This window comes from Fischerella major NIES-592 (assembly GCF_001904645.1).
Classification (GTDB): Bacteria; Cyanobacteriota; Cyanobacteriia; order Cyanobacteriales; family Nostocaceae; genus Fischerella; species Fischerella thermalis.
The window spans coordinates 489,950-513,817 of sequence record NZ_MRCA01000002.1 but is presented as its reverse complement, the minus strand read 5'-3'; the positions used below and the strand labels follow the sequence as shown (position 1 = coordinate 513,817).

General features: G+C 41.3%; 24 protein-coding genes and 1 pseudogene. 13 read left to right on the top strand and 12 right to left on the bottom strand.

Translation table 11 applies throughout. The annotated features are described in order from the left end of the window. Positions 1-60 precede the first annotated feature (60 nt). Complete coding sequence (ahcY, locus tag NIES592_RS06165; RefSeq protein ID WP_073555208.1) at positions 61-1,338, top strand: adenosylhomocysteinase; 1,278 nt, start codon at positions 61-63, stop codon at positions 1,336-1,338. 161 nt (positions 1,339-1,499) lie between these two features. Here the strand turns inward: ahcY and NIES592_RS24385 are convergent, their stop codons facing one another. The 4 genes from NIES592_RS24385 to NIES592_RS06150 all read right to left on the bottom strand — a co-directional run bounded on the left by NIES592_RS24385 (position 1,500) and on the right by NIES592_RS06150 (position 5,523). Next, complete coding sequence (locus NIES592_RS24385) at positions 1,500-1,793, bottom strand: hypothetical protein (RefSeq protein ID WP_143168343.1); 294 nt, start codon at positions 1,791-1,793, stop codon at positions 1,500-1,502. A gap of 402 nt (positions 1,794-2,195) precedes the next feature. Beyond that, complete coding sequence (locus tag NIES592_RS06160; protein WP_073555207.1) at positions 2,196-2,618, bottom strand: hypothetical protein; 423 nt, start codon at positions 2,616-2,618, stop codon at positions 2,196-2,198. A 155-nt stretch (positions 2,619-2,773) separates the two neighbouring features. Next, entirely contained in the window at positions 2,774-4,369 is a 1,596-nt protein-coding gene (locus NIES592_RS06155) for a nickel-dependent hydrogenase large subunit (protein WP_073555206.1), read from the bottom strand. 191 nt (positions 4,370-4,560) lie between these two features. Beyond that, positions 4,561-5,523, bottom strand: a complete 963-nt coding sequence (locus NIES592_RS06150) for a hydrogenase small subunit (RefSeq protein ID WP_062243635.1) — start codon at positions 5,521-5,523, stop codon at positions 4,561-4,563. A 762-nt stretch (positions 5,524-6,285) separates the two neighbouring features. Here NIES592_RS06150 and NIES592_RS06145 point away from each other — a divergent pair. From NIES592_RS06145 to hypB, 11 genes and pseudogenes are all read left to right on the top strand, one after another. Beyond that, the gene (locus NIES592_RS06145) at positions 6,286-7,236 is read left to right on the top strand and encodes a hypothetical protein (protein WP_073555205.1); all 951 of its coding nucleotides are present in this window, start codon (positions 6,286-6,288) and stop codon (positions 7,234-7,236) included. A 19-nt stretch (positions 7,237-7,255) separates the two neighbouring features. Next, complete coding sequence (locus NIES592_RS06140) at positions 7,256-7,495, top strand: hypothetical protein (protein ID WP_073555204.1); 240 nt, start codon at positions 7,256-7,258, stop codon at positions 7,493-7,495. Between the two features lie 8 nt (positions 7,496-7,503). Beyond that, positions 7,504-7,728: a hypothetical protein gene (locus NIES592_RS06135; protein WP_062243627.1), complete on the top strand. Its 225-nt coding sequence runs from the start codon at positions 7,504-7,506 to the stop codon at positions 7,726-7,728. 306 nt (positions 7,729-8,034) lie between these two features. After that, a pseudogene (locus NIES592_RS06130) lies at positions 8,035-8,325 on the top strand (NifU family protein); the annotation flags it as partial. Positions 8,326-8,374: 49 nt separating this feature from the next. Beyond that, positions 8,375-10,768, top strand: a complete 2,394-nt coding sequence (gene hypF / locus NIES592_RS06125; RefSeq protein ID WP_073555203.1) for a carbamoyltransferase HypF — start codon at positions 8,375-8,377, stop codon at positions 10,766-10,768. A gap of 76 nt (positions 10,769-10,844) precedes the next feature. Beyond that, on the top strand, positions 10,845-11,087 hold the full coding sequence (locus tag NIES592_RS06120) for a HypC/HybG/HupF family hydrogenase formation chaperone (RefSeq protein ID WP_073555202.1): 243 nt from the start codon (positions 10,845-10,847) through the stop codon (positions 11,085-11,087). A gap of 66 nt (positions 11,088-11,153) precedes the next feature. Then, entirely contained in the window at positions 11,154-12,281 is a 1,128-nt protein-coding gene (gene hypD, locus NIES592_RS06115) for a hydrogenase formation protein HypD (protein WP_073555326.1), read from the top strand. A gap of 127 nt (positions 12,282-12,408) precedes the next feature. Beyond that, positions 12,409-12,564, top strand: a complete 156-nt coding sequence (locus NIES592_RS06110; RefSeq protein ID WP_231936342.1) for an SDR family oxidoreductase — start codon at positions 12,409-12,411, stop codon at positions 12,562-12,564. 59 nt (positions 12,565-12,623) lie between these two features. After that, positions 12,624-13,727 carry a hydrogenase expression/formation protein HypE gene (gene hypE / locus NIES592_RS06105; protein WP_062243616.1) on the top strand — a complete coding sequence of 368 codons (1,104 nt, stop codon included), beginning with the start codon at positions 12,624-12,626 and terminating at the stop codon, positions 13,725-13,727. Positions 13,728-13,865: 138 nt separating this feature from the next. After that, complete coding sequence (gene hypA / locus NIES592_RS06100; protein WP_073555201.1) at positions 13,866-14,207, top strand: hydrogenase maturation nickel metallochaperone HypA; 342 nt, start codon at positions 13,866-13,868, stop codon at positions 14,205-14,207. Further along, positions 14,198-15,052 (top strand): hydrogenase nickel incorporation protein HypB, encoded by an 855-nt coding sequence (gene hypB, locus NIES592_RS06095; RefSeq protein ID WP_062243611.1) that lies wholly within the window; start codon positions 14,198-14,200, stop codon positions 15,050-15,052. Before hypA ends, hypB begins: the two co-directional genes overlap by 10 nt. 201 nt (positions 15,053-15,253) lie before the next feature. Here hypB and NIES592_RS06090 read toward each other — a convergent pair whose 3' ends face one another. From NIES592_RS06090 to psaK, 3 genes are all read right to left on the bottom strand, one after another. Then, complete coding sequence (locus NIES592_RS06090) at positions 15,254-16,456, bottom strand: site-2 protease family protein (protein ID WP_073555200.1); 1,203 nt, start codon at positions 16,454-16,456, stop codon at positions 15,254-15,256. Positions 16,457-16,803: 347 nt separating this feature from the next. Continuing rightward, on the bottom strand, positions 16,804-17,082 hold the full coding sequence (locus tag NIES592_RS06085; RefSeq protein WP_062243605.1) for a photosystem I reaction center subunit PsaK: 279 nt from the start codon (positions 17,080-17,082) through the stop codon (positions 16,804-16,806). Between the two features lie 204 nt (positions 17,083-17,286). Then, positions 17,287-17,538, bottom strand: coding sequence for a photosystem I reaction center subunit PsaK (psaK, locus tag NIES592_RS06080; protein WP_062243603.1), 252 nt, complete (start codon positions 17,536-17,538; stop codon positions 17,287-17,289). Positions 17,539-17,643: 105 nt separating this feature from the next. Between psaK and NIES592_RS06075 the strand changes: the two genes are divergently transcribed. Then, positions 17,644-18,273 carry a phosphoribosylanthranilate isomerase gene (locus NIES592_RS06075; RefSeq protein WP_073555199.1) on the top strand — a complete coding sequence of 210 codons (630 nt, stop codon included), beginning with the start codon at positions 17,644-17,646 and terminating at the stop codon, positions 18,271-18,273. A 72-nt stretch (positions 18,274-18,345) separates the two neighbouring features. On the opposite strand, the gene folE is transcribed toward NIES592_RS06075, so the two are convergent. From folE to NIES592_RS06050, 5 genes are all read right to left on the bottom strand, one after another. Beyond that, complete coding sequence (gene folE / locus NIES592_RS06070; RefSeq protein ID WP_009457430.1) at positions 18,346-19,053, bottom strand: GTP cyclohydrolase I FolE; 708 nt, start codon at positions 19,051-19,053, stop codon at positions 18,346-18,348. A 98-nt stretch (positions 19,054-19,151) separates the two neighbouring features. Further along, positions 19,152-19,871: an SDR family oxidoreductase gene (locus tag NIES592_RS06065; RefSeq protein WP_073555325.1), complete on the bottom strand. Its 720-nt coding sequence runs from the start codon at positions 19,869-19,871 to the stop codon at positions 19,152-19,154. A 373-nt stretch (positions 19,872-20,244) separates the two neighbouring features. Next, positions 20,245-21,225, bottom strand: a complete 981-nt coding sequence (locus NIES592_RS06060; RefSeq protein ID WP_062243598.1) for an acetyl-CoA carboxylase carboxyltransferase subunit alpha — start codon at positions 21,223-21,225, stop codon at positions 20,245-20,247. 104 nt (positions 21,226-21,329) lie between these two features. Further along, a complete protein-coding gene (locus tag NIES592_RS06055) occupies positions 21,330-22,349 on the bottom strand; it encodes a long-chain acyl-[acyl-carrier-protein] reductase (RefSeq protein WP_009457421.1) in 1,020 nt (339 codons plus the stop codon). Positions 22,350-22,842: 493 nt separating this feature from the next. Next, entirely contained in the window at positions 22,843-23,538 is a 696-nt protein-coding gene (locus NIES592_RS06050; RefSeq protein ID WP_009457420.1) for an aldehyde oxygenase (deformylating), read from the bottom strand. Between the last annotated feature and the right edge of the window lie 330 nt (positions 23,539-23,868).

The window sequence follows — 23,868 nt, the reverse complement described above, 5'->3', positions numbered from 1 at the left end:
ATCTAGTAGAGTGCGTAAAAATTTACGTAACTTTATTACTTTGAATAGAGGAACTATTTGATGACCGCAACATCTCCCCGATTAAAGCACGAGGTTAAAGACCTCGCCCTCGCTCCCTTGGGAAGACAGCGCATTGAATGGGCAGGACGTGAGATGCCAGTTTTACGGCAGATTCGCGATCGCTTTGCTCAAGAAAAGCCCTTTGCAGGCATTCGCCTTGTAGCTTGCTGCCATGTCACAACTGAGACAGCAAATTTGGCAATTGCCCTGAAAGCTGGTGGTGCAGATGCTGTGTTGATTGCCAGCAACCCCCTCTCCACCCAAGATGACGTAGCTGCTTGTCTCGTCACTGATTACGAAATTCCCGTCTTTGCTATTAAAGGCGAAGACAACGAAACTTATAATCGCCACGTTCAAATCGCTTTAGACCACCGTCCCAACATTATTATTGATGACGGTTGTGATGTGGTTGCCACTCTCGTAAAAGAACGCCAAGAGCAACTGGCAGACATCATTGGTACAACAGAAGAAACCACCACAGGCATTGTGCGGTTGCGTGCTATGTTCAAAGATGGCGTTCTCAGTTTTCCAGCTGTGAATGTGAACGACGCCGACACCAAGCACTTCTTTGACAACCGCTACGGCACAGGACAATCAACCCTGGATGGGATCATCCGCGCTACAAACATCCTGCTAGCTGGTAAAACTTTGGTTGTTGCTGGTTACGGCTGGTGTGGGAAAGGTACAGCCCTACGCGCCCGGGGACTTGGTGCAAACGTAATTGTCACTGAAATTGACCCCATCAAAGCGATTGAAGCTGTAATGGATGGTTTCCGTGTCCTGCCAATGGCAGAAGCAGCACCGCTAGGCGACTTGTTTATTACCGTTACTGGTAACAAGCACGTGATTCGCGGCGAACATTTCGACGTAATGAAAGATGGTGCGATCGTCTGTAACTCTGGTCACTTTGATATTGAAATTGACCTGAAAGCTTTGGGCGCTAAAGCCACAGAAATCAAGACAGTCCGCCCTTTCACCGAAGAATATCGCTTACAAAACGGCAAGTCAGTTGTAGTTTTGGGTGAAGGACGCTTGATTAACCTTGCTGCTGCCGAAGGACATCCCAGTGCAGTAATGGACATGAGTTTTGCTAACCAAGCTCTTGGTTGCGAATACCTGGTGAAGAATAAAGGCAAGCTAGAACCCGGTATTCACGCCATTCCTACCGAAGTAGACCAAGAAATTGCCCGGTTGAAATTACAGGCAATGGGAATTAAAATCGACACCCTAACACCAGAACAAATCGAGTACATCAATTCTTGGACTTCTGGAACCTAATCTTTACCGATAATTTACCAAAAGTCATCAAAGAAAAGCTTAAGCTATAGCTAGGTTTTCTAAGGCTATTGCCTTGGGGTAGGCACACCGCCTATCCCTTTTTTTATTTGTTGGTTGATAGTTGTTGTTTTGTAACTTGGTTAAAGTTTGGGTACACGACACTACGAGGCTTCGCCTCTAGCGGTGATATAGGTAATAGGCAGAAAAAATCGGCTCACGTAAATAAACAAGAGTGTAACACACCGGGCATTACTCACCCTATAGCAAAGAAAACTCTTGCTAGCTTCTTCCGAAAAGTGCTGCCTCACTTGGTGATTTACCAGAGTGGCGATCGCGTTCACTAGCGCATCCGGTTCTACGGGTTTAGGAATATGCGGTTGAAATCGAACCTTTAGAGCTTTTTGTTGGTTAACCTCAGTTCGGGTTAAGAAGATTTTGCTGTTGAACTTAAGCACCAGTTCTCAAACATCGAACCACAAAGACACGGAGATCATAAAGAAATGAGAGTTTGAGAGGTATTTTGCACGTGGCGTCACCTGGCGTGGAGGATTTGTATCAAGATTTTTGTGAAACGGTATAAGATAGAAAGGTGCGTTATGGACAGAACGTCCTCACGCACCGAAAACCACTAAATGGTGCGCTGCGCTGTGCAACAACACACTCTACAGTACTGGATTTGGCAGTAATTCAATCACTTGTGTGTACACCGTAGTCAAGATTGGGGAGTGTTAAAGTGGCTAAAACCACCATTCATAAGCTATTTCAGACTTGTGTGTACACCGTAATTGAAGCGGGGAGACTGAGAGGTTAATTAGACTTTCGCAAGAGATCTATTGATTTTTATTTGTTGGTATTCCCTAGATTTCTACACTATATTTTTTGGCAATTTGACACAGCTGCTCAAACTGTTCTTTTGATGCTAAATCTAGCTTCTCATCAGGTGGCAATTCATTTTTTGAACCTTTCGGAACTAAGTACTTGACATACAGAGAAATAAAATCAACGATCGCTGCTATACCAGGCAAAGCATGAGTATCAGCTTGTTTTCCTGCCACTAAGATAGCCATACTTCCTTCAATTGATTTCCTGGTAGCATCAGCAAATTGACCAACCAATTCTTGAATATAATCTACACTTTCCAGGTTTTCTAACTTCACTAGATCTGGGGTGAATTCGTATCCTGCTGCTGTTGCTTGTTCGAGCACACACCATTGTGTGAACTCTTGCAGCGCTGCCTCGGGAAGACCAGGAAGATAATTATGTAATTCTGAATTAGACACTAATTTTCCTTTTGTATAGATGTAGGGAGTGGGAGGGAGGTGGGGTGATGGGGAGGTGGGGAGGTGGGGAGTGTGAGAAATATAAAAAGTCTTTTCTTCTCATACTCCTCATACTTCTCATACCCCTCATACCCCTGACACCCCTCATACCCTCTCTAAGCAGTGCGGAAGCGCGCCAACTCTTCACCTGTTTTGGCATCGTGGGCGTGAACTGTACACACCAAGCAAGAATCAAAGGATCGGGCGACATGACCTACTTCTATAGGGTCAGCTGGATCAGCAACGGGTATACCCACCAAGGCTTCTTCAATGGGGCCACGCTTTTGTTCGGCGTCCCGGGGCCCGACGTTCCATGTTGTCGGTGCAATAACCTGGTAGTTCTTGATTTTGCCATCTTCTAGTTCTACCCAGTGACACAGGGAACCGCGCGCTGCTTCTGTTGCACCCCAACCGCGCCCATCTTTTTGTTTGGGTTTGATATACCAAGGTTCATTTAATTTAAACTCCCGCAGACAGCGTTCGGCTTGACGATACAACTTGACAATTTCATGAACCCGTGCTAACTGACGGACATGGACGCTGGGGCCGCCCATACGCTTGAAAACATCAAGGATAAATCCATCATAATGTTGCCAAGATTCGCCATGTGTGCCACCTGCGACCAATTGTCGTGCTAAGGGGCCAGCTTCTAAACGTCCATATTCGATGTGGCGTACTGCACTTGACCAGGAATAAGCACCGTTGAAGTCTTTGTGATTTTTGGTGGTGGGGTTGGTGGTGCGGTCGAAGGGATGAACATCTGCCGTACCTTCGTCGTACCAGGCGTGAGTAGTATTCTCTCGAGTAAAGGTATGATCCATCAAAGTGTGAGTGTCGCTGTAACTGTCGTACACCCCACTCTTCATGATCATGGCAGCGTTGCGGTTTTCAATAGTTGGTTTTTGGTATTTATCTTCATGGGGTAGATACCCCCAAGTGACGTATTTACCTACACCACCACCAAATTTATCTAAACCAATATCTAAACCCATGCGCCAGTAGAAACCCAAGTCTGACTGACGATGGTTACGGTTTTCATGCAACCAAGCCATAAAGTCATCATAGGTCTGGATTTCTTCGTAGCGTTCTAAAGAACAGCCTAACCACACAGGTTCTAACCAATTAGTGCGGAAGTATTCTAGGATTGACCAGGCGCGGGTAATATCTGTGAGGGTGGGGGCGCACATGACGCCACCAGGAACCATGTAACTAGAATGGGGCCATTGACCACCCAAAAGGGCATAAATTTCTACAGGTTTGGCAGAAATAGTCACGCCAATTTCGTAATGCTTGCCAGTAAAGGCAGCAAAGCGGCGGACAGCTTCGTTATAGTAGCGGCTATTTTGGTATTTTTTGTTAGTGAGGTCAATGGCAAATAGACCGTAAAAATAGCGGGGTATACTTTGAATTGTTTCGACGATTTGACCGAGGTTTCTAGCTAAAATTGCATTGCGCGGCACTTCGGTTTCCCAGGCCGTATCCAATGCCCAAGATGCACAAGTGAGGTGAGAACCACCGCATATTCCACAGATACGAGGTGTAACAATTAAGCCAGCTTGGGGGTCTTTACCGCGTAGAATCACTTCAAAGCCTCGAAAAAGTTCGGCATGAGTCCAAGCGTTGACTACATAACCATCTTCGATTTCCACCCGCACATCTAAATCGCCTTCGACCCTCCCGACGGGTGAGATGTCTAATGTTTGAGTTCCCATAATTTATCCTTTTGGTAATTGCTAATCGGTAATTGGTAATTGGTGAGTCAGCGCGCAGAACAGGGGCTTCCTCCCCCAACCCCAAAGGGGACCCCTAGCCCCCAATCCCCACTTCCCCATGAGCGACTGGCGAACCCGTAAGGGTAATTGATGGTTTTCTTTCCCATTACCTATTACCCATTACCCATTACCTAAACTAAGAAAAAGTCTTCATCTGCCCAAGTTGGGGCGGTGTCTTTTGCCACTACGGTGAGTAAGGCATAGTCTTTCTGCTTCACCCCTGGCGGTAGTTCTTTGGGAACTCCCATAACAGTTTGGGTTTTAAATACCGTTCCCGGTTTAAGGTCAAAGAAGGGAAATTCTGGTTCGGTGCAACCCAAACAAGGCATTCCAGCACGAGTTTTGGAAGAAACGCGGTTCCACAAAATCCGGTTACAGGAAGAATGAGTCATCGGACCACGACAACCCAAGTCGTAGAATAGACAACCTTTACGTTGACCAAATTCGGCAGTTGTAGCTTTATAGGCAAAATGAATGTTGCGAGTACAACCAGTTTGGGTAAAGGTTTTGAAGAAAGTTTGGGGACGATGGAATTCGTCAAGGGTAATATCGCCAATGCGACCTGTGGCGATCGCAACTAATATCTGCGTTATCCAGTCGGGATGAGCAGGACATCCAGGTATATTAATTACAGGTAATCCAGCTTTGGAACGGTAATCTACCCCTAAAAACCCACCCTTTTGCCGTTTGAGAAATTGTAAACCTTGGGATTGGCTAGGATTAGGGTCCATAGCAGGAATTCCTCCCCAAGTAGCACAGTCGCCGACTGCAACCACATACTTAGCTACTTTTGCTAAATCACTAACCCAATTTTTCATCGGACGATGGGCAAAGCGGTTCCATTCTCCCGTACCATTAGGGGCATTAACTACCGTACCTTCAAATACCAAAATATCTACAGGGATTTTACCTAACACACAATTCCACAACATCCCTTGCAAATTTTCTCCTAATTCTAGCCCCAAAGAAGGATGCCACAGTAGGTTGATACCAAAGTCAGAAATTAAATCGCAGACAGTTGGTTCTTCTGCATTTAAAAATGACATGGTGTTACCTGAACAGGCGCCACCTTGTAGCCATAATACGTTAGTCATTGGCCGCGTGTTTGTATTGTTGACAATAGACTTGTTGCAGAAGTTGAGGAATCAGGAACAGAAGAACTTTTACCTATTAATTCCTTAACCTTTCCCCTATCCAAAAGGCTATAGCGAGATTTGTAGAGTTTTACCTGTGAAATCTCGTTTATCTTCCAATATCAAATACTTTTCTTTCCAATAATATTATATTTAAAAAAAATTAAAGTATTAAACAAAACCAATTAGAACTTATAATCTAGCTCTTTAGTAAGAAAAAATACAGAATATCCAGTTGCTTTAAATATCATTTAATTCAGTAAAATTCACTATATTAAAAATGCCAAACTCTAAATTTTATAATTACAAACAAGAGATTATAACTGAAGAGGGATACTCAAATCAGTGATTAAATTATCATATTAATAACATCTTAAGCTTTAGATAAGCAGTAAAACTAACATAATATTTACGTATAGACAGCAAGTCTATTTTATAAATTTTGCACTTGACAAAATCAAAAAAAATTAAACAATTAATAGTAGGGACAAAGCATTAACCAAGAGATTTTTCCATCAAGTCGGATATTTTAACCCAAATGCGATGTCCATAAACAAGTTATCAACAATCAAAAACTTTGATCATTATTATTGATTGCACCTAGCTAACATGAAAACACTTAGTGTCTTAGTGTCTTAGTGGTTAAAAATCATCTTGAACCACCAAAGCACAAAGACGCAAGGATAAAAGAGTTTTCTTGCTTTTGCCAACTTTACATCTGCCATGAAACAAACTATTACAGATACTGCCACCAAAGCAGCGATCGCTGCTATTGCTTCTGAGTCAGCATCAACAAAAGATAAAATTGAGATGCTAATTCAGATGGCACATGGTTTTGTCAAAAAAACAAAAACTGCTCAAGATTTGTGGAATGCGATCGCCCTATATCAAGAAGCAGAAAATTTATGTGGTGAAGATTACTTTTTACTAAAAGCGCGGGCAAAAGTAGGAAGGGCTGGGGCGTTACAGTCAATACCCCAAGACACAGAAGAATTGTTATTACAAGCACAAGTATTATACACGGAAGCATTACCAATTTTACAAGAATTTGCCTCATCTGAAGAAGTGGCAGAAGCCCAAATGAATTACGGCTTAGTGCTACAATCTTTAGTACCATTCAACATGGCAAAAATCGAAGATAGCATCCAGGTATATCAAGCGGCTTTGGGAGTATTCACCTGGGAAAATTATCCACAGGAATATGCAATTTTACATAACAATATTGCGATCGCCTACCTTTCGATGTCAGGAGGTTTGCAGCAACAATATTTATTTGAAGGCTTAGCGGTACAAACTTTTGAGGCTGCACTCAAACACATTAATATCATTGATCATCCCAGGGAATATGGGATGTTGCAGAATAATTTAGGCAATGCCCTGCAATACTTACCATCATCTCATCCCTTGGATAATTTAGTGCGAGCGATCGCAGCTTATGATCAAGCATTAAAAGTGCGTAATCTCCAAGATACACCAATAGAATACGCTAACACCATTGCTAACAAAGCCAACGCTTTACTTAATTTACCCGACGACTTGAGTAAACCAGAAACAGGTAATCGACAAAACTTCAGACAAGCGCGTAATTACTATCAACAAGCTTGGGAAATTTTTACTCAGTATGGACAAATAGAGAAAGCACAAGCAGTAGCCCAAGTATTGGCAGAACTATGAATTATCAGGAGAATAAACTATGACAAATTTACTTACAACCTTAGCATCAGGTGATATTAACCTACTTACAGGATTGATCTGGTTAATCACAGCAACTGGATTATCTGTAGTAGGTGGTGCAATTGGTGGCATACTTTTAGCCGGAGAAGAATTAGGTTATAAATTTGCTGCTACCATCGGTGGATTATTTGCCCCTGCGGGTGTCATTCCAGCTATGGTATTAGGATTGTTACTTTTGAATTTTTGTCCTAAGTTTTAGGAGGTTTTATGTTAGAGATCGGCTGGTTTTCTGCTAAATTATTTCTCAAGGGTAAACTCATACGTGATCCGCGGTATTTTTGGCAGCAAACGGCTATTGGTGCTGCCATAGGTTTATTGTTACTAATAATACCGTTATTCTTGCATTTTCCCTTATGGCTAACAGTAATATTATCTAGCGTCACGACGGGTACTATTATGCCTTTCTTGCTGCAAGATTTCAAAATGAAATGAGTTTTTGATTGTGAGTAGCTAACATGAACTGCGTACACCAGAACATATAGAAACTCTTTGTGTCTTGGTGTCTTGGTGGTTTAAGATTTTTTACCACCAAGGCACAAAGTCACCAAGTTACGGCTTTGCTATCATGCACTATAAATCAATACAGTTCGGTTAAGGCTAGCACTCTTTGTCAAAGTTATTTTTTCTAATGAACTGCACCAGGTGCAGAGGACACAGAGAAAGAAGAAGGAGAAGGGAATATTGCTTCACTAAACTGTATTGCACTCTAGCTAACAATCAATAATTAACCAATGTATAATGATTTCACTAGAAGAGTTAGTAGAAGAAATTAGCCGTTTTGAAGCAATAATATCTGAGTGGGAAGAGAGTCAAAGGTGCGTAGCTATAGGCTTAAAACGTGCTATTGAAGATTTACATAAAGAAGCTTTAACTCGTTTAATTAAAAGTGTTAAACAAGAGTCATTATCAGCTTTGCGTAATGCTGTTCAAGATGAAGTGGTTTACGGGGTATTGCTTTATCATGAACTAGTAAAATCACCAACACTACCTTTACAACAACGAACACGGATGCACACAGATAAACACAGATGATTTATCGTGTGCATCTGTGTTTATCTATATCTTTGAATTATGCAAAATGACTACTGAAGAAATTAGGGTTCGCGGTACTGTTCAAGGGGTAGGATTTCGCCCGACTGTATATCGACTCGCAAAGGCTTGTGGGTTGCGTGGTGATGTTTGTAATGATGGTGAAGGTGTTTTAATTCGTGCTTCTGGAACTGATGAATCTATAGAAGAATTTATCAAAAGATTACAGCAAGAATGCCCACCATTAGCAAGAATTAATCAACTCACACGCAAGCGTTATGAAAAAGAATTTTTCTTCCATGATTTTGTGATTGCTCATAGTATCAGTAGTGCTGTCAAAACGGAAATTTCCCCTGATGCTGCTACTTGTTCCCAATGTCGATCAGAAATATTTGATTTTTATAGTCGCTGGTATCGCTATCCCTTCACAAATTGTACTTATTGCGGTCCCCGGTTGAGTATTATTCGTGCTATTCCTTATGATCGCATTAATACCAGCATGGCAACTTTCGCCATGTGTGCAGAGTGTATGAAAGAATATAACGATGTCGAAAACCGTCGCTTTCATGCCCAACCTGTAGCTTGTCATGTCTGTGGCCCAAAAGCAACATTAGAACGTGCTGATGGTAAACCAATTACAGCTTCAATGTTTTCCATGTTGGATGATGTCGATGCTGTGTGTACTTTATTGCAGAGAGGCGAAATTGTCGCCATCAAAGGTATCGGTGGAATTCATCTAGCTTGCGATGCTACAAATGAAACAGCTGTGCAAAAACTCCGCCAGCGTAAACAACGATATCACAAACCCTTCGCTTTAATGGCGCGGGATTTAGAAATCATAGAGAAATACTGCATTGTCAGCGACAAAGAAAGAGAATTATTACAAAGTTCCGCCGCACCGATTGTCTTGTTGCAGAAAAAAGAACCAAACACTCCTCATACTCCTCATACTCCTCATACCTCACACTCCCCCCACACCCCCATCTCCCCCTACGTCGCCCTAGGACAAAATACCCTTGGCTTCATGCTACCTTACACGCCTTTACATCACTTAATTCTCAAGCGCATGAACCGCCCAATTGTTTTAACAAGTGGCAATATTTCTGATGAACCACAATGTATTGATAATGATGAAGCGCGAGAGAAACTAAGCCAAATAGCTGATTATTTCCTGTTACATAACCGAGAGATTGTTAACCGCGTAGATGATTCAGTAGTGCGCTTAGTTGGTGAGCAATTACAAACCATTCGTCGCGCCAGAGGCTACGCACCAGCACCGATTAAATTACCACCTGGATTTGAGCATTCTCCTGCAATTTTAGCAATGGGTGGCGAGTTAAAAAATACCTTTTGTTTATTAAAGGATGGACAAGCAATTTTATCTCAACATTTGGGAGATTTAGAAAATGCAGCCACCTTTACAGCCTATCAAAACACCCTCAATTTATACTTAAACTTGTTCGAGCATCAACCAGAAGCGATCGCCATTGACAAACATCCTGAATATCTATCTACAAAACTCGGTCAAGAACTAGGATTTACTCATCAAATTCCTATTTATTCTACCCAACATCATCACGCCCATATTGCCGCTTGCATGGCCGAAAATCATCTTCCTCTAGATTCACCACCTGTATTAGGTATCGCCTTAGATGGTTTAGGTTATGGTGAAGATAACACAATTTGGGGAGGTGAATTTCTCTTAGCAGATTATCACCAGTTTCAGCGATTAGCAACATTTAAACCAGTAGCCATGATTGGTGGAGAACAAGCTATTTACCAACCTTGGCGTAACACTTATGCTCAATTAATATCAGCATTTTCTTGGGAAGAAATCATAAGAAAATATGGTAATTTAGAAATAATTAAATTTCTCAACCATAAACCACTCACACTCCTCAATCAACTAATATCAAAAAAAATCAATTCCCCCTTAGCTTCCTCCGCAGGACGTTTATTTGATGCTGTAGCTGCTAGCATCCGTATATGCCGAGAAGAATGTAACTATGAAGGACAAGCAGCAATGGAAATGGAAGCTTTAGTTGATAAGAATATCTTAAATAAATATAAAGAAAAACAAAACTATCCTTTTGAAATTAACATTTTAGATAATATTTACTGTATAGACCCAAAACCGATGTGGCAAGCCTTATTAAAGGACTTACAGCAGCAAACTTCTCCAGGAGTCATAGCTGCAAAGTTTCACATCGGTTTAGCTCAAGCCATTGGGAAATTAGCTACTTCATTGTGTCAACATCGTCACATTAAAACAGTCGTCTTAAGCGGAGGAGTATTCCAAAATCTTATCTTATTAGAACAACTGACTAAATATCTCAAAAATTCAGGCATCAACACACTAACTCACAGCCTAACTCCCTGCAATGACGGCGGATTATCACTAGGGCAAGCAATAATTGTAGCCGCTAAAACTGTTAACAAATAACTATATTATATCATCTTACTCTTTCTTCTTTGCGTTCTTTGCGTTCTTCGCGGTTCATTAAACAGGAAAATCAACAATGTGCTTAGGCATTCCCGGTCAAATCATCGAAATCACAGACCAAAATCATAAACTAGCCATAGTCAACATCGTTGGTGTCAAACGCCAAATTAACATTGCTTGTATAGTTGATGAACAACATCCTCCCGAATCTTGCATTGGTGACTGGGTATTAGTTCATGTTGGCTTTGCTATGAATCGGATTAATGAAAAAGAAGCATTAGAAACCTTGCAGATGCTGCAAGAAATCGCAAATTGTTGATTGTTGATTGTTGGTTGTTGTTTGGAACAACCAACAAACAACTACCATCCACCAACCAATATTCATATGAAATATGTAGATGAGTTTCGTGATTCTAATAAAGCTAAAGCACTAGCTTGGCAAATAGAAAAATTATCTTGCCAGTTAGGTAAACAAATTAAAATTATGGAAGTATGCGGCGGTCATACCCATTCTATATTTAAGTATGGCATCGAAGCAGTCCTACCCAAGTCAATAGAATTGATTCATGGGCCTGGTTGTCCGGTGTGCGTTATGCCCAAGGGTAGGTTAGATGATGCGATCGCGATCGCCCAACATCCTAGTGTCATCTTTGCTACCTTTGGTGACGCAATGCGGGTTCCTGGTTCTCAAACGAGTCTGCTGCAAGCGAAAGCAACAGGTGCAGATATCCGCATGGTTTACTCGCCCTTAGATAGCCTAAAAATTGCCAAAGAAAACCCTAACAAAGAAGTTGTATTTTTTGCCTTAGGTTTTGAAACTACAGCCCCTAGCACTGCTTTTACCATCCTCCAAGCATCCGCAGAAAATATTCACAACTTCAGCTTATTTTGTAATCACGTTCTTGTGATTCCTGCTTTACAAGCACTGTTAGATAATCCTGATCTACAACTCGATGGATTTGTCGGGCCTGGACATGTCAGTATGGTAATTGGTACTGAACCTTATCAATTTATTTCTCAACAATATCACAAGCCAGTCGTCATTTCCGGGTTTGAACCTTTAGATATTCTCCAATCAGTTTGGATGCTATTACGACAGTTAGTAGAAAAGCGCTGCGAAGTTGAAAATCAATATCGCCGATTGGTAGAAAATCGGGGTAATCAATTGGCATTAACTGCTATGAATACGGTGTTTGAAATAAGAGAATTTTTTGAGTGGCGTGGCTTGGGTGATATACCTTATTCTGGGTTAAAAATTCGTTCTGAATATGCTCAGTTTGATGCTGAGTTAAAGTTTATTATTCCTAATTTGAAAGTAGCAGATCATAAGGCTTGTAAGTGTGGAGAAATTCTCAAGGGTGTGATGAAGCCTTGGGAGTGCAAGGTGTTTGGTACTGCTTGTACGCCGGAAACACCAATTGGTACTTGTATGGTGTCTTCGGAGGGTGCGTGTGCAGCTTATTACAAATATGGTCGTTTTTCTATGGTTGGGAGAGAGGGGGTGGGGGTTTAGCGAATTGCAGAATATCTTTTTTGGACGAACCGCGAAGACGCGAAGTACACAAAGAAGGAAGGGAAAATAGGGCTGTCTGTGGGTTTGGCTGATCTTGGTGTGAAGGTGATTGTTGGCGATCGCAATTTTGACAAAGCAAAAACAAATTGTCAATTTTACACCAATGGCACGTTGTGGTAAGCCAGAGGAATTAATTAGTCCATTGGTTTTTTTAGCTTCTGATGCAGGTTTTTATGTTACTGGTGCTATTTTATTTTTTGATGGTGGATACACTGCTGCTTGAAGGTGAAGATAAGTGACCACTAACAACCAAAAACCAACCACCAACTCACAACTAATTATATGAATTTTTCGTCTGCTAATTCCTCCCAAATTTCTCTGTTTCAAAAAATTGAAAAAATCCGCCGTCACAGAGGAAAAATACATGATCAAAACATCACTCTCGCCCATGGTAGCGGTGGTAAAGCTATGCGCGATTTAATTGATGATGTTTTTGTTAGTAGGTTTGATAATCCAATTCTTGCAGAATTAGAAGACCAAGCAACTTTTGATTTAGCGAGTCTTCTCCAACAAGGAGATAGACTGGCTTTTACAACTGATTCTTATGTTGTAGATCCTTTATTTTTTCCTGGTGGTGATATTGGAGAATTAGCTGTTAATGGTACGATAAATGATTTGGCTGTGAGTGGTGCTAAGCCTTTATATCTTAGTTGTAGCGTTATTTTAGAAGAAGGTTTATCAATAGAAACATTAAGGCGTGTTGTTACCAGTATGCAAATTGCAGCCAATCAAGCTGGTGTACAAATTGTCACTGGTGACACAAAAGTTGTACATCGTGGTGCAGCCGATAAGCTGTTTATTAACACAACTGGTATTGGCGTCATTCGTGCAGGTGTTTCTATTTCTGCCCATTATATTCAACCCGGAGATGTAATCATTATTAATGGTGAATTAGGCAATCATGGTACAGCTATTCTCATCGCCCGTGGAGAATTAGCATTAGAAACGAATATAGAAAGTGATTGTCAACCATTACATGATTTAGTCCAAAATATTCTTGATGTTTGTCCCGAAATTCATGCTATGCGGGATGCAACACGGGGTGGTTTAGCTACCGTATTAAATGAATTTGCCCTCAGTTCTAATGTTGCAATTCGCCTTCATGAACAATCAATTCCAATTCGGGAAGAAGTGCAAGGGGTTTGCGAAATTTTAGGTTTAGATCCGCTGTATTTAGCTAATGAAGGTAAACTCGTCGTAGTAGTAAAACACGAACATGCTGATACAGTTTTATCAGCAATGAAATCCCACCCTGCTGGAAAAAATGCTTGCATTATCGGGGAAGTTATTCCTTCCCCCCCAGGTATCGTTTTATTAAAAACTATTTTTGGTACAGAACGGATTGTAGATATGCTTGTTGGCGATCAATTACCACGCATTTGTTAATAATGCTATGTTATATAGACATTTTAAAAAACGAACACAGATGAACACAGATAAACACAGATAAATTATCTGTGTGCATCGCCTTGCACGGTGGTCGAAAAATTGAAACTTTGGGCTAATTAATAAATTAAAAAATTTATGCATGAACTTAGCATTACCCAAAATATCGTAGCAATTATAGTCGAACATGCCCACGGTTTAAAAGTGCAACGGGTACTATTAGAAATAGGTCAGCTTTCAGCCATCATGCCCGATGCAATCCGATTTTGTTTTGATATTTGTTCTCAAGGAACAGTTTTAGAAGGAGCGAAATTAGAAATTTTAGAAATATCAGGTTTGGGAAAATGCTGCCAATGTGGTTCAGAAATTCCTCTCACACAACCCTTTGGCCAGTGTCAATGTGGTAGTCAGCAAATACACTTAATTGCTGGTCAAGAATTGAAAATTAAAGAAATAGAAATAGAGGAAATATGTGTGTAAATTGCGGTTGTTCCAATGATAATGAAGCCAAAATCTCTAATTTAGAAACAAGTCAAGTTATGGCAATAGATACTAATGGGCATAGTCATCATACTCACACCCACACTTTAGCAGATGGTACTGTCATCACTCATTCTCACAGTCACGACCATACTCACGAAACCACATCTCATATTCATGCTAAAATACATGGCACAACAATATCTTTAGAACAAGATATTTTAGCTAAAAATAACTTAATAGCAGCCCAAAATCGCGGCTGGTTTAAAGGCAGAAACATTCTTGCATTAAATCTCATGAGTTCTCCAGGTGCGGGGAAAACCACCCTCTTAACTCGTACTATCAATGATTTAAAAAAACAGTTAAATATTAGCGTTATAGAAGGCGATCAAGAAACTGTCAACGATGCCAAAAAAATTCAAGCTACAGGCTGCAAAGTTATCCAAATTAACACAGGTACAGGCTGTCATCTTGATGCAGCCATGATCGAAAAGGGATTACAACAACTCAATCCACCACTAAATTCAGTTGTGATGATTGAGAATGTTGGTAATTTAGTTTGTCCAGCATTATTTGATTTAGGAGAAAACCTCAAAGTCGTAATTCTCTCTATCACAGAAGGAGAAGACAAACCTATCAAATATCCTCACATGTTCCGCGCTAGTGAAGTTATGCTTCTCACTAAAATTGACTTGCTGCCTTACATCCAATTTGATGTGCAAAAATGTATAGAATATGCCCAGCAGGTCAATCCTCAAATTCAGATTTTTCAAGTTTCAGCATTGACCGGAACTGGGCTAGAAAATTGGTATGAGTGGCTAACTCAAAAAGCGGCTAATTGTTAAGAGGAAACAAGCAAGGTTTTTTGGTAATTGTCCAGAGTTTGATTTAATTAACGCAGACGCCTCCAAGGGCGGCTTAAGGCAGGGGTTCAACGATGCATACCGATAATATATCTGTGTTCATCGGTGTTCATCTGTGTTCGATTATCAAAATTTTAATTCACATTAAGCGTAAATAGTTATCTAACTGATCACTGATCACCATTAATTTATCGTTGACTTGGCTATCAGCTGCAATTGCAACCCCTGGGGATAACTTCCTTCGTCTTTAATTCGCTTAATTTCAGCATCAGTGATCCGCAAACCCAGATTTTGCGCTACTGTTCGGACAATATCCCCTCGATCAATGATACCCGCAACAGCACCCGCAGGCGAAAGCACGGTAACGCAGGGTAACTGTTCCTTTTCCAGTTTGTTAATGATTTCAGCGATACTAGTTGATTCCTCAACACTAGGAATTTCTGTCAAGGGATGCACGATCGCATCAACAGTCCTGGTTTCCCACTCGCTTCTTTCTACTGTTCGCAAGTCATCAATGGCTACCATACCCCGATAACGTCCATCAGACTCAGCAAAATAAATCTGTGTAGGATTCGTTTCTAATAAGTATAAGTCGGCAAAGGAACGTAAGGTTTGGTTCGCATCGACTATGCGAAAATCACGAGTCATAGCATCAGTTGCTTTCAACTTCAGCAAGGTTTCTTGCAAAATGGTGACCCGATCATAAGTAGTGGCGTTGCGGATACCAAACCAACCCAACAGGGCGATCCATAAACCTGTAACTAACTCGCCTGTAAAATAGTCTACTGCCAAGCCCAGGGCGATCGCAGCATAACCTAAAATTTGTCCTGTTTTTGCTGCCCAATGTACAGCTTGAAAGCGATCGCCTGTAGCTTTCCATACAGCTGCTTTTAACACCTGTCCTCCATCTAAAGGTAAGCCAGGAATCAGATTAAATAAGGCTAATACTAAATTTATTCTCGCTAAATCTCCTATCATCATTCGTAGCGCACTTGTTTCAGGTAATACATCAGTCCCTAGATGTAGCAGCACAAATAAGGCAATGCTAACTGCTGGCCCAGCGATCGCTACTTGAAAGGCTTTACCAGGTGTTTTAGATTCTTCTTCAATAGCAGCAATCCCGCCAAATAAAAACAAAGTAATGGAATTTACTTTAATGCCTTGCGATCGCGCCACCAAGCTGTGGCCCAACTCGTGTAACAATACCGAAGTAAATAACAGTAGTGCCATGACTACTCCTGCACTCCAAGCCCAAACTGTTCCTAATTCCTGATAAGCTACACCAAAGTTCAGGGTTGCCAACCCTAGAATCAAAAACCACAAGGGGTCTAAAAATAAAGGAATCCCGAATAAAGATCCTATTCGCCAATTTGTATTTGTTTGCATTTTTATTTCCTAGATTATTAAGATTTGTTAGTAGTTGTACAGACGTGCCATGGCACGTCTGTACATTGGTTAGTTGTTAGTTTTTAGTTGTTGGTTATCTTTCTTCTATAGGGATTTAAAACCCCATCCCAAACCTTCTGTTCCCTGTTCCCTTTCATACCACTGACTACTAACCACTATCGACTAACAGCCACCACGAAAATACATCTATGTTATTGACTTACCCAATTTCTAGAATAGACAATTCCAGTCAAGCACATAAACACACAAACAAAAACAGCAGACAAAGCCTTTCCCAAAGCTCAAACATCTGCTGCTTGATGTATTGCTTGTAGTATAACCAAAACCTACAGGATACCCAAGTTAGTCAACCCCAAAACTGCACCAACACCAAGGATGTGACCAGCAGCCATCGCAGCCAGGAATGTAGCAACACTAGGATTATTGAAAACTGAAGGGAAAGGTAAGGGCATTTCTGGACCGACGTGAGGATACCAAACAACGCGGGGAATAATCAAAAGACACAACAGACAAGCACCAGTAATGTACAAAAATTCCGACAAGCCCCATGAAGTGTAGGTATTGGGAACAGTGCTTTGAACTGCAAATAAAATTGATGACATCACAATTGTTTCTCCTACATGAATAAATTATTTAGCTGTAGAAAGGCGAAATCCCCTATGAAACCCCGCATCTCTACAGCCATGTCCATGCTCTATCCAATTAAGTGGGGTATCCTCTTTCCCTGGAGAGGTTAAATCCTCTTTCCTTGGTTAGGATGACCGAAACAATTGTGTATTTGGAATTGGAAATTCCGAATTTAGATCTAGCTAAATCTTACCGATATTTGTCAATCCCAAAACAATGGCAACGCCAATGACATGACCAAAAGCCATCGCAGCGACAAAGGTAGGAATGCTTAAAGGTAGTCCAGGCATTTTTGGACCGACTTTGGGCTTTTCAATCCTGAAACTTAGCAAAACAGCCACCAAACAGCTGATGCTAATAATCAGCGCCACTTTGGGACTCCACTCGGGTGTAGGAGGAACTGTGGCTGCGGCTGCTAGTAAGATTGATGACATCAGGCTTTTGTCTCCTATAGAAAAATTTTGGTGTAGACCACACAAATTATAAGATTGCTAGGGAAAAATTAACTTTTTGTATTAGGAAAAATCTCGAAAATTTTTATGCGGATTAAAATTTGCGGTATCACGCAACCACAACAGGGAAAAGCGATCGCTGATTTGGGTGCAACAGCATTGGGATTTATTTGTGTTACTACTTCCCCGCGTTATGTTACTATCAAACAAATTCAGGCTGTAGTAGAAAAACTGCCCAGCAAAGTTGACAGCATAGGTGTATTTGCTAACACGCCTCCTGAAAAAATCAAGCAGGCTGTTGTTGATGGTGGTTTAACCGGAGTGCAGTTGCATGGAGATGAATCACCAGAATTTTGTCAGCAGTTGCGTGAGTCTCTGCCTGAGGTAGAAATTATTAAAGCGTTGAGAATACGCACAGCCACAGATTTTGACAAAGCAGCTGTCTATAATCTCTTTGTAGATACACTGTTACTTGATGCCTATCATCCGCAGCAGTTAGGTGGTACTGGTAAAACTTTAGATTGGCAACTACTACAAAATTTCCAGCCCAGTCGCCCTTGGTTTTTAGCTGGAGGACTTACACCCGATAACATTTTAGAAGCTTTAAGTCAAGTAAAACCCACAGGCATTGACTTATCTAGTGGAGTAGAACGTGCGCCTGGGGATAAAGATTTACAGAAAGTAGCTCAGTTGTTTGAAAAGTTAGGAAATAGATAGTCGTTAATTGTTGCTTGTTGATTGTTGTTTGGAATAACAATCAACAATCAACTACCAACTATCAACAATTTCTTAAAATATCGCTGCCTGGTGACGAATCAAATTAAAGAATTCTTCGCGGGTTTTGTGTTCTTCCTGAAATACGCCAACCATTGCACTGGTGACGGTCCACGAACCTGGTTTTTGCACACCCCGCATCACCATGCACATATGGGTGGCTTCAATGACAACAGCCACACCTTGGGGTTCTAAGATTGTCTGGACTGCTTCGGCTATTTGGCGAGTTAATCTTTCTTGTACCTGCAAGCGACGAGAATACATCTCCACAATACGAGCAAGCTTACTCAATCCTACGACTTTTTGATTGGGGATATAAGCGACGTGAGCTTTGCCCATAAATGGCAACATATGGTGTTCACATAAGCTAAAAACATTAATATCTCGGACTAGCACCATCTCGCTATGTCCCTCATCAAAAATCGCTCCATTCACCAGTTCTTCTAAGGACTGGTTGTAACCACTGGTTAAAAACCGCAAGGCTTCTGCTACCCGCTTAGGAGTTTTCAGTAGTCCTTCACGTTCTGGATCTTCTCCTATACCCAACAGTAGAGTCCGCACGGCTTCCACCATCTCATCTATTTGTTCTTCTTGTGGTGGGTGTAAGTCGGGTTTTCGCCCGTCGTGAGTATTGCGATCAGGTCTAGTGGTGATGGCTTCTGTCAAATCGGGAACCAAAGGAGACTGAAAACGATTGGAACCGTTGGAGCTAACAATAGTCATGGTATGAGTCTTGAATAGTTTTGGAATTTATAGATGACTGAGCGATGAAAACAGTTAACAGCGAATAATCATCAGTATTTACTGATAACTGATAACTGTTAAAGGACGCCAACACTAGGCATCAGGGTCAACTCATCAATCACTGCCTGCTGTGGTAACAATGCAGTGTGTAGAATCGACTGAGCAACAATTTCTGGAGATAGCATTTTTGAGCGGTCAAAGTCAGCACCGACTGCATCCCAGAGTTCGGTATTGACTGCACCAGGACATATAGCACTAACACGGATGCCGTGGGGGCGCTCTTCTTGTGCCAAAGTTTGAGAAAGAGCCAGAAGACCAGCTTTGCTGGCGCAGTATGCTCCCCAATTGGGAAATGCTTGTTTGCCGGCAATTGATACAACGTTGATGATTGTGCCTTTCTTGCGATCGCGCATTCCCGGCAAAATTCCCATAATACACTGAAACACACTGGTAAGATTTAAATTTAGTACCTTTTGCCAGTCAGATAGGGAAGTTTCGCTTAGACTAGCAACATAACCTATGCCAGCATTGTTGACCAAAATATCTATGTCACCAAAGTCATAAGCGATCGCCTGTATTTGTTTTTGTACTTGCTCTACACAAGCCAAATCCACAGAATATGCTTTCGCATTGACTCCTACATGCTGAGCTGCTTGTGCTACTACTGCTAACTTCTCAACAGAACGGCTTACTAAGGCAACATCAACTCCTGCTTTTGCAAAAGCCAAAGCAGTTGCTTTACCAATACCGCTACTTGCCCCGGTAATCAGAGCGCGTTGTTTTTGCTCAAAACTCATGCTGTGAATTCCAAATTCTTTGGCAGATAAAATTGCATTGCCACTCACTTTATTAAAATTCTTAAATTTACTGCTGAGATTAAGTAAATCTAAAGATTCGACTAGTCATGCTTGACAAATGCTAATATTCATTGCCAGTACGGGCATATACTTTAGTTAATTTTCCCAGACAAAACTGAGATGTTTGCCTTGGAGGCAAGGTAGTACCCTTTTGGTTTTGTTATTGGCACAGAACAAATATACAAATCATTCCTCCAGGCGAGTTAATTTGCCAATAACGCCAATGCCTATGGTTAAAAAGATTGTTAAAAATCTTTAAGAACCATAGGCAATTATAGCATTGCTCTTATGCTAATCAAGAATTTCAGTATCCTCAGTGGGAAACTTCAGTAAAAACACCAATTTTGCGGAATTTTTCATAACGTAGTTGACGACGTTCAGCAGCAGTGAGACGACCCAATTCATCTAAATTGTCCAACAAAGCACCTTTGAGAGTTTGAGCAGTCTTGATGGGGTCAGAATGAGCGCCACCTACAGGTTCTGGCAGGATTTGGTCAATAATTCCTAAGTTTTTGAGATCCTGAGAAGTCATTTTGAGAACTGCTGCTGCTTGGGGAGCCTTGCTAGCATCTTTCCAGAGAATAGCAGCGCAAGCTTCTGGGGTGATCACCGTATAAACCGAGTGTTCAAACATGAGGAGGCGATCGCCTACACCAATACCCAGCGCACCGCCAGAACCACCTTCACCAATCACCGTGCAGATGATTGGCACATCCAAGCTAAACATCTCCCGCAAGTTATAAGCGATCGCTTCTCCTGCCCCTTGTCGTTCAGCTACCACAGTGGGCAAGGCCCCCGGCGTATCAATAAAAGTTAAAATAGGCATTCCGAACTTATTGGCGTGTTTCATTAACCGCATTGCCTTACGATAGCCGCCAGGAGTAGCCATACCAAAATTCCGGGCAATATTATCTTTTGTGTCACGCCCTTTTTGATGACCCAACATTACCACAGGTTGTCCTCCCAAACGAGCAACACCACCAATTAAAGCTGGATCATCAGAACCACAGCGATCGCCATGCAACTCCATCCATTCGTCAGTAATAGCCTGAATGTAATCAAGAGTACTAGGACGACGAGGGTGACGAGCGACTTGTAATCGCTGTGATGGTGATAGACTAGTAAAAATTTCCTCACGTAATTGCATAGCACGAGCTTCTAGTTGACGAATTTGACTAGAAACATCGACGCCATTTTCTTCCGCAAGTTGACGGATCTGCTCAATCCGGTTTGCTAATTCTGCCAAAGGTTTTTCAAAATCCAACAGAAGTGGTTTGCGCTCAGTAGTTGCCATATTTTACGAATAGGAAATAGGGAATTGGGGATTGGTAATTGGTAATTGGTAATTGGTAATTGGTAATTGGTAATCATTTTTACCCATTACCCATTACCTCTTACCTACACCAACAGCGGTCTAAATCCGTGTTTTATGGAAATTTGACCAATATGTTCCATCTTTTCTACGGTAATCTGATTACGTCCCCAAGAGAAGTTCGTATGCAACTTCTCAAATTCCAACAGCATTGATTCTGCAAAACAAGCAAACAATTGTCTTTCCGGGACATCCATATTGACGATTTTCATGATCTTCCAGTTAATGTCAAGAGAATGCTCCACAATGCCACCATTCAGAACATGCACGTCAGGATGCTGGATCTTAGTAGCTAGATTTTTTGGATAGCCTCCATCGATCAACAAACAGGGTTTTTTTAACACTGTAGGATCGATTTCCATGCCTTTGGGCATACTAGCAACCCAAACTATAATGTCAGCAAGAGGCAATGCTTCTTCCAAAGCTAGGATTTTTCCCCGCCCTAGTTCTGCTTGCAAATTTGTCAGGCGTTCTTGGTTTCGGGCTATTAGTAGCAGATCCCTAACATCTGTTTTTGCCTCTAACCAGCGACAAACAGCACTACCAATATCTCCAGTTGCTCCACACACAGCAACAGTTGCATCAGATAGTTCAATCCCTAATTGTTTTGATGCTTGTTCTACCTGCCTACAAATAATGTAAGCGGTGTGTGTATTACCTGTGGTAAAGCGTTCAAACTCTAGCTCGATGTTGCGGACTTGTTTGAACTGCTCTAAATTAAAATTTTCAAAAATTATCGAGGAAAATCCACCCAAAGCCGTAATATCTATATCATGCTTTTGAGCAAGAGCCATAGCATTCAGGACTTTGCGTGTAGCTGCCTTAATTCGACGGTTTGCTAGCATTTCCGGCAAAAAGCAGGATTCTACATACTTTCCCTCTATTTTCTGACCAGTGATGCTGGTTACAGTAATGTGATCAACAATTTGGGGCGGGGCGCTGCACCAAAAATCTAGACCTTGATCTGCGTACTCCGGATAGCCTAAGTCTCTGGCTACCGCTTGTGCGTGTTCCAAACTAGTGAGATGTCCGATTAGACCAAACATGAACTATTCTATTAGGCGTATGCTTTTTAAAAGCGTGGTGGCAAGGAATTTTGGATTTTGCGAAAAGTTTGAGCCAGGGCTTGGGGCGTTAGCGTCACCTCCGAAAGCGATAGCAAGGCTCAAAGCTTTTCAAGACGGATTTTGGATTTTAGATTTCAAGACGGATTAACCAAAAGATAAATCCGGTGGCTGGAAAGTTTTGGATTTGTGATCTAACTGAAACACCAATATGTCATCGAACCAGAAAAACAATCTTCAACCAGTCATCTAAAATCAGAGTAGTCAGTGGGAGAGAAATTTATAACTCGTGAAAATTCTACACAAAGCCCAAGATTTCTCAACAGTTGGATAGTGATTCATGCCAAGACGAGGTAAAAGTTAAAAGGTCTATCGATTTTGAATTTCAAATTTGCGATTTTAGTTGATTATTCCAAAATCGAAAATTAGCACGGTCAAAATCTTAACCTTATTCCTTCTAACTTTTACCTTGAGATTACGCAGCTCTAAGTCCGTAAGCAGACAGACGCATAATATCACGGGTATTGAAGCCAATATTACTTAAAGCTTCACCGTACTGAATCATAAAGTCTTCTACCAACGCTTCTTTTTCCATTGCCAATACTTCGGCGTCATCTGCAACTTGGTTAAGCATTTGCCAAACAATCGGAAGATTTTGGCGATTTGCTTCTTCTAATTCGGCTTTTGATTCTTCAAAATGTTCTTTCAACCAAACTTCTCCAAAATTTAGGTGACTATATTCATCTTTGACAACGCCTTCAGTAATTTTACGGGCAAAATCATCAGCCACAGGGATATAGATGTTGTATGCTGCGATCGCAAAACATTCAATGATTAAGGATTGAATCAGCAAGCAAGTAACGATTTTGCCTTCTTGGGCTGCTACTTGAAAATTGTGATGCAGTTGGGCAAAAAATTGTTTAGCAAACTCTATATCTGGGGTTACTTGGAGATTGCGCCCACAGGCTTCAAATCCCTTTTTGTGACGACTTTCCATTTTGGCAAGACGAATTAGCTCATCTTTGTGTTCGCTCAGCAGTTCAGCAAGTTTCAGGTAATTTTCATGCGCTTCTTGTTCCCCTTCAATCACGATTGCATTAATGCGGCTATAGGCATCTTTATAGGTTTCGCTGTGAAAATCAATTTCTGGTTGATCTGCTAGCTGCTGCATTTGATGTTCGCTCCTGGATATATGATACATTTGATACCAAGATTTTATTTAACCCTATGAATATAGGGCAATGATAAAGTGATGAAATATGTAGACGAGGCAGTGCGGTGGACGGGTTTCCCGGCATAAAGCATCTGCCGTGCCCTTTGGGCGGCTCCCCAAAGGATAGGGTAAAGTGTGATTTGTGAAGGATGAAGTTTGAAGTGTGAAAATTTTTCATCCTTCTGCCTTCTGCCTTCTGCTTTCAACATAGCTGCCTTCATGTTTCATCCTTTATCCATAATCCTTATTTTTACTCACTGTGGTTTAATTTAACTTAACAAGTCACTA

Excerpts from the sequence above, each read along its gene's own strand:
- ahcY (WP_073555208.1), top strand. The coding sequence starts at position 61 with ATGACCGCAACATCTCCCCGATTAAAGCACGAGGTTAAAGACCTCGCC.
- NIES592_RS06155 (WP_073555206.1), bottom strand. The coding sequence starts at position 4,369 with ATGGGAACTCAAACATTAGACATCTCACCCGTCGGGAGGGTCGAAGGC.
- NIES592_RS06150 (WP_062243635.1), bottom strand. The coding sequence starts at position 5,523 with ATGACTAACGTATTATGGCTACAAGGTGGCGCCTGTTCAGGTAACACC.
- NIES592_RS06145 (WP_073555205.1), top strand. The coding sequence starts at position 6,286 with ATGAAACAAACTATTACAGATACTGCCACCAAAGCAGCGATCGCTGCT.
- NIES592_RS06140 (WP_073555204.1), top strand. The coding sequence starts at position 7,256 with ATGACAAATTTACTTACAACCTTAGCATCAGGTGATATTAACCTACTT.
- NIES592_RS06135 (WP_062243627.1), top strand. The coding sequence starts at position 7,504 with ATGTTAGAGATCGGCTGGTTTTCTGCTAAATTATTTCTCAAGGGTAAA.
- hypF (WP_073555203.1), top strand. The coding sequence starts at position 8,375 with ATGACTACTGAAGAAATTAGGGTTCGCGGTACTGTTCAAGGGGTAGGA.
- NIES592_RS06120 (WP_073555202.1), top strand. The coding sequence starts at position 10,845 with ATGTGCTTAGGCATTCCCGGTCAAATCATCGAAATCACAGACCAAAAT.
- hypD (WP_073555326.1), top strand. The coding sequence starts at position 11,154 with ATGAAATATGTAGATGAGTTTCGTGATTCTAATAAAGCTAAAGCACTA.
- hypE (WP_062243616.1), top strand. The coding sequence starts at position 12,624 with ATGAATTTTTCGTCTGCTAATTCCTCCCAAATTTCTCTGTTTCAAAAA.
- hypA (WP_073555201.1), top strand. The coding sequence starts at position 13,866 with ATGCATGAACTTAGCATTACCCAAAATATCGTAGCAATTATAGTCGAA.
- hypB (WP_062243611.1), top strand. The coding sequence starts at position 14,198 with ATGTGTGTAAATTGCGGTTGTTCCAATGATAATGAAGCCAAAATCTCT.
- NIES592_RS06090 (WP_073555200.1), bottom strand. The coding sequence starts at position 16,456 with ATGCAAACAAATACAAATTGGCGAATAGGATCTTTATTCGGGATTCCT.
- psaK (WP_062243603.1), bottom strand. The coding sequence starts at position 17,538 with ATGTCATCAATCTTACTAGCAGCCGCAGCCACAGTTCCTCCTACACCC.
- NIES592_RS06075 (WP_073555199.1), top strand. The coding sequence starts at position 17,644 with ATGCGGATTAAAATTTGCGGTATCACGCAACCACAACAGGGAAAAGCG.
- folE (WP_009457430.1), bottom strand. The coding sequence starts at position 19,053 with ATGACTATTGTTAGCTCCAACGGTTCCAATCGTTTTCAGTCTCCTTTG.
- NIES592_RS06065 (WP_073555325.1), bottom strand. The coding sequence starts at position 19,871 with ATGAGTTTTGAGCAAAAACAACGCGCTCTGATTACCGGGGCAAGTAGC.
- NIES592_RS06060 (WP_062243598.1), bottom strand. The coding sequence starts at position 21,225 with ATGGCAACTACTGAGCGCAAACCACTTCTGTTGGATTTTGAAAAACCT.
- NIES592_RS06055 (WP_009457421.1), bottom strand. The coding sequence starts at position 22,349 with ATGTTTGGTCTAATCGGACATCTCACTAGTTTGGAACACGCACAAGCG.
- NIES592_RS06050 (WP_009457420.1), bottom strand. The coding sequence starts at position 23,538 with ATGCAGCAGCTAGCAGATCAACCAGAAATTGATTTTCACAGCGAAACC.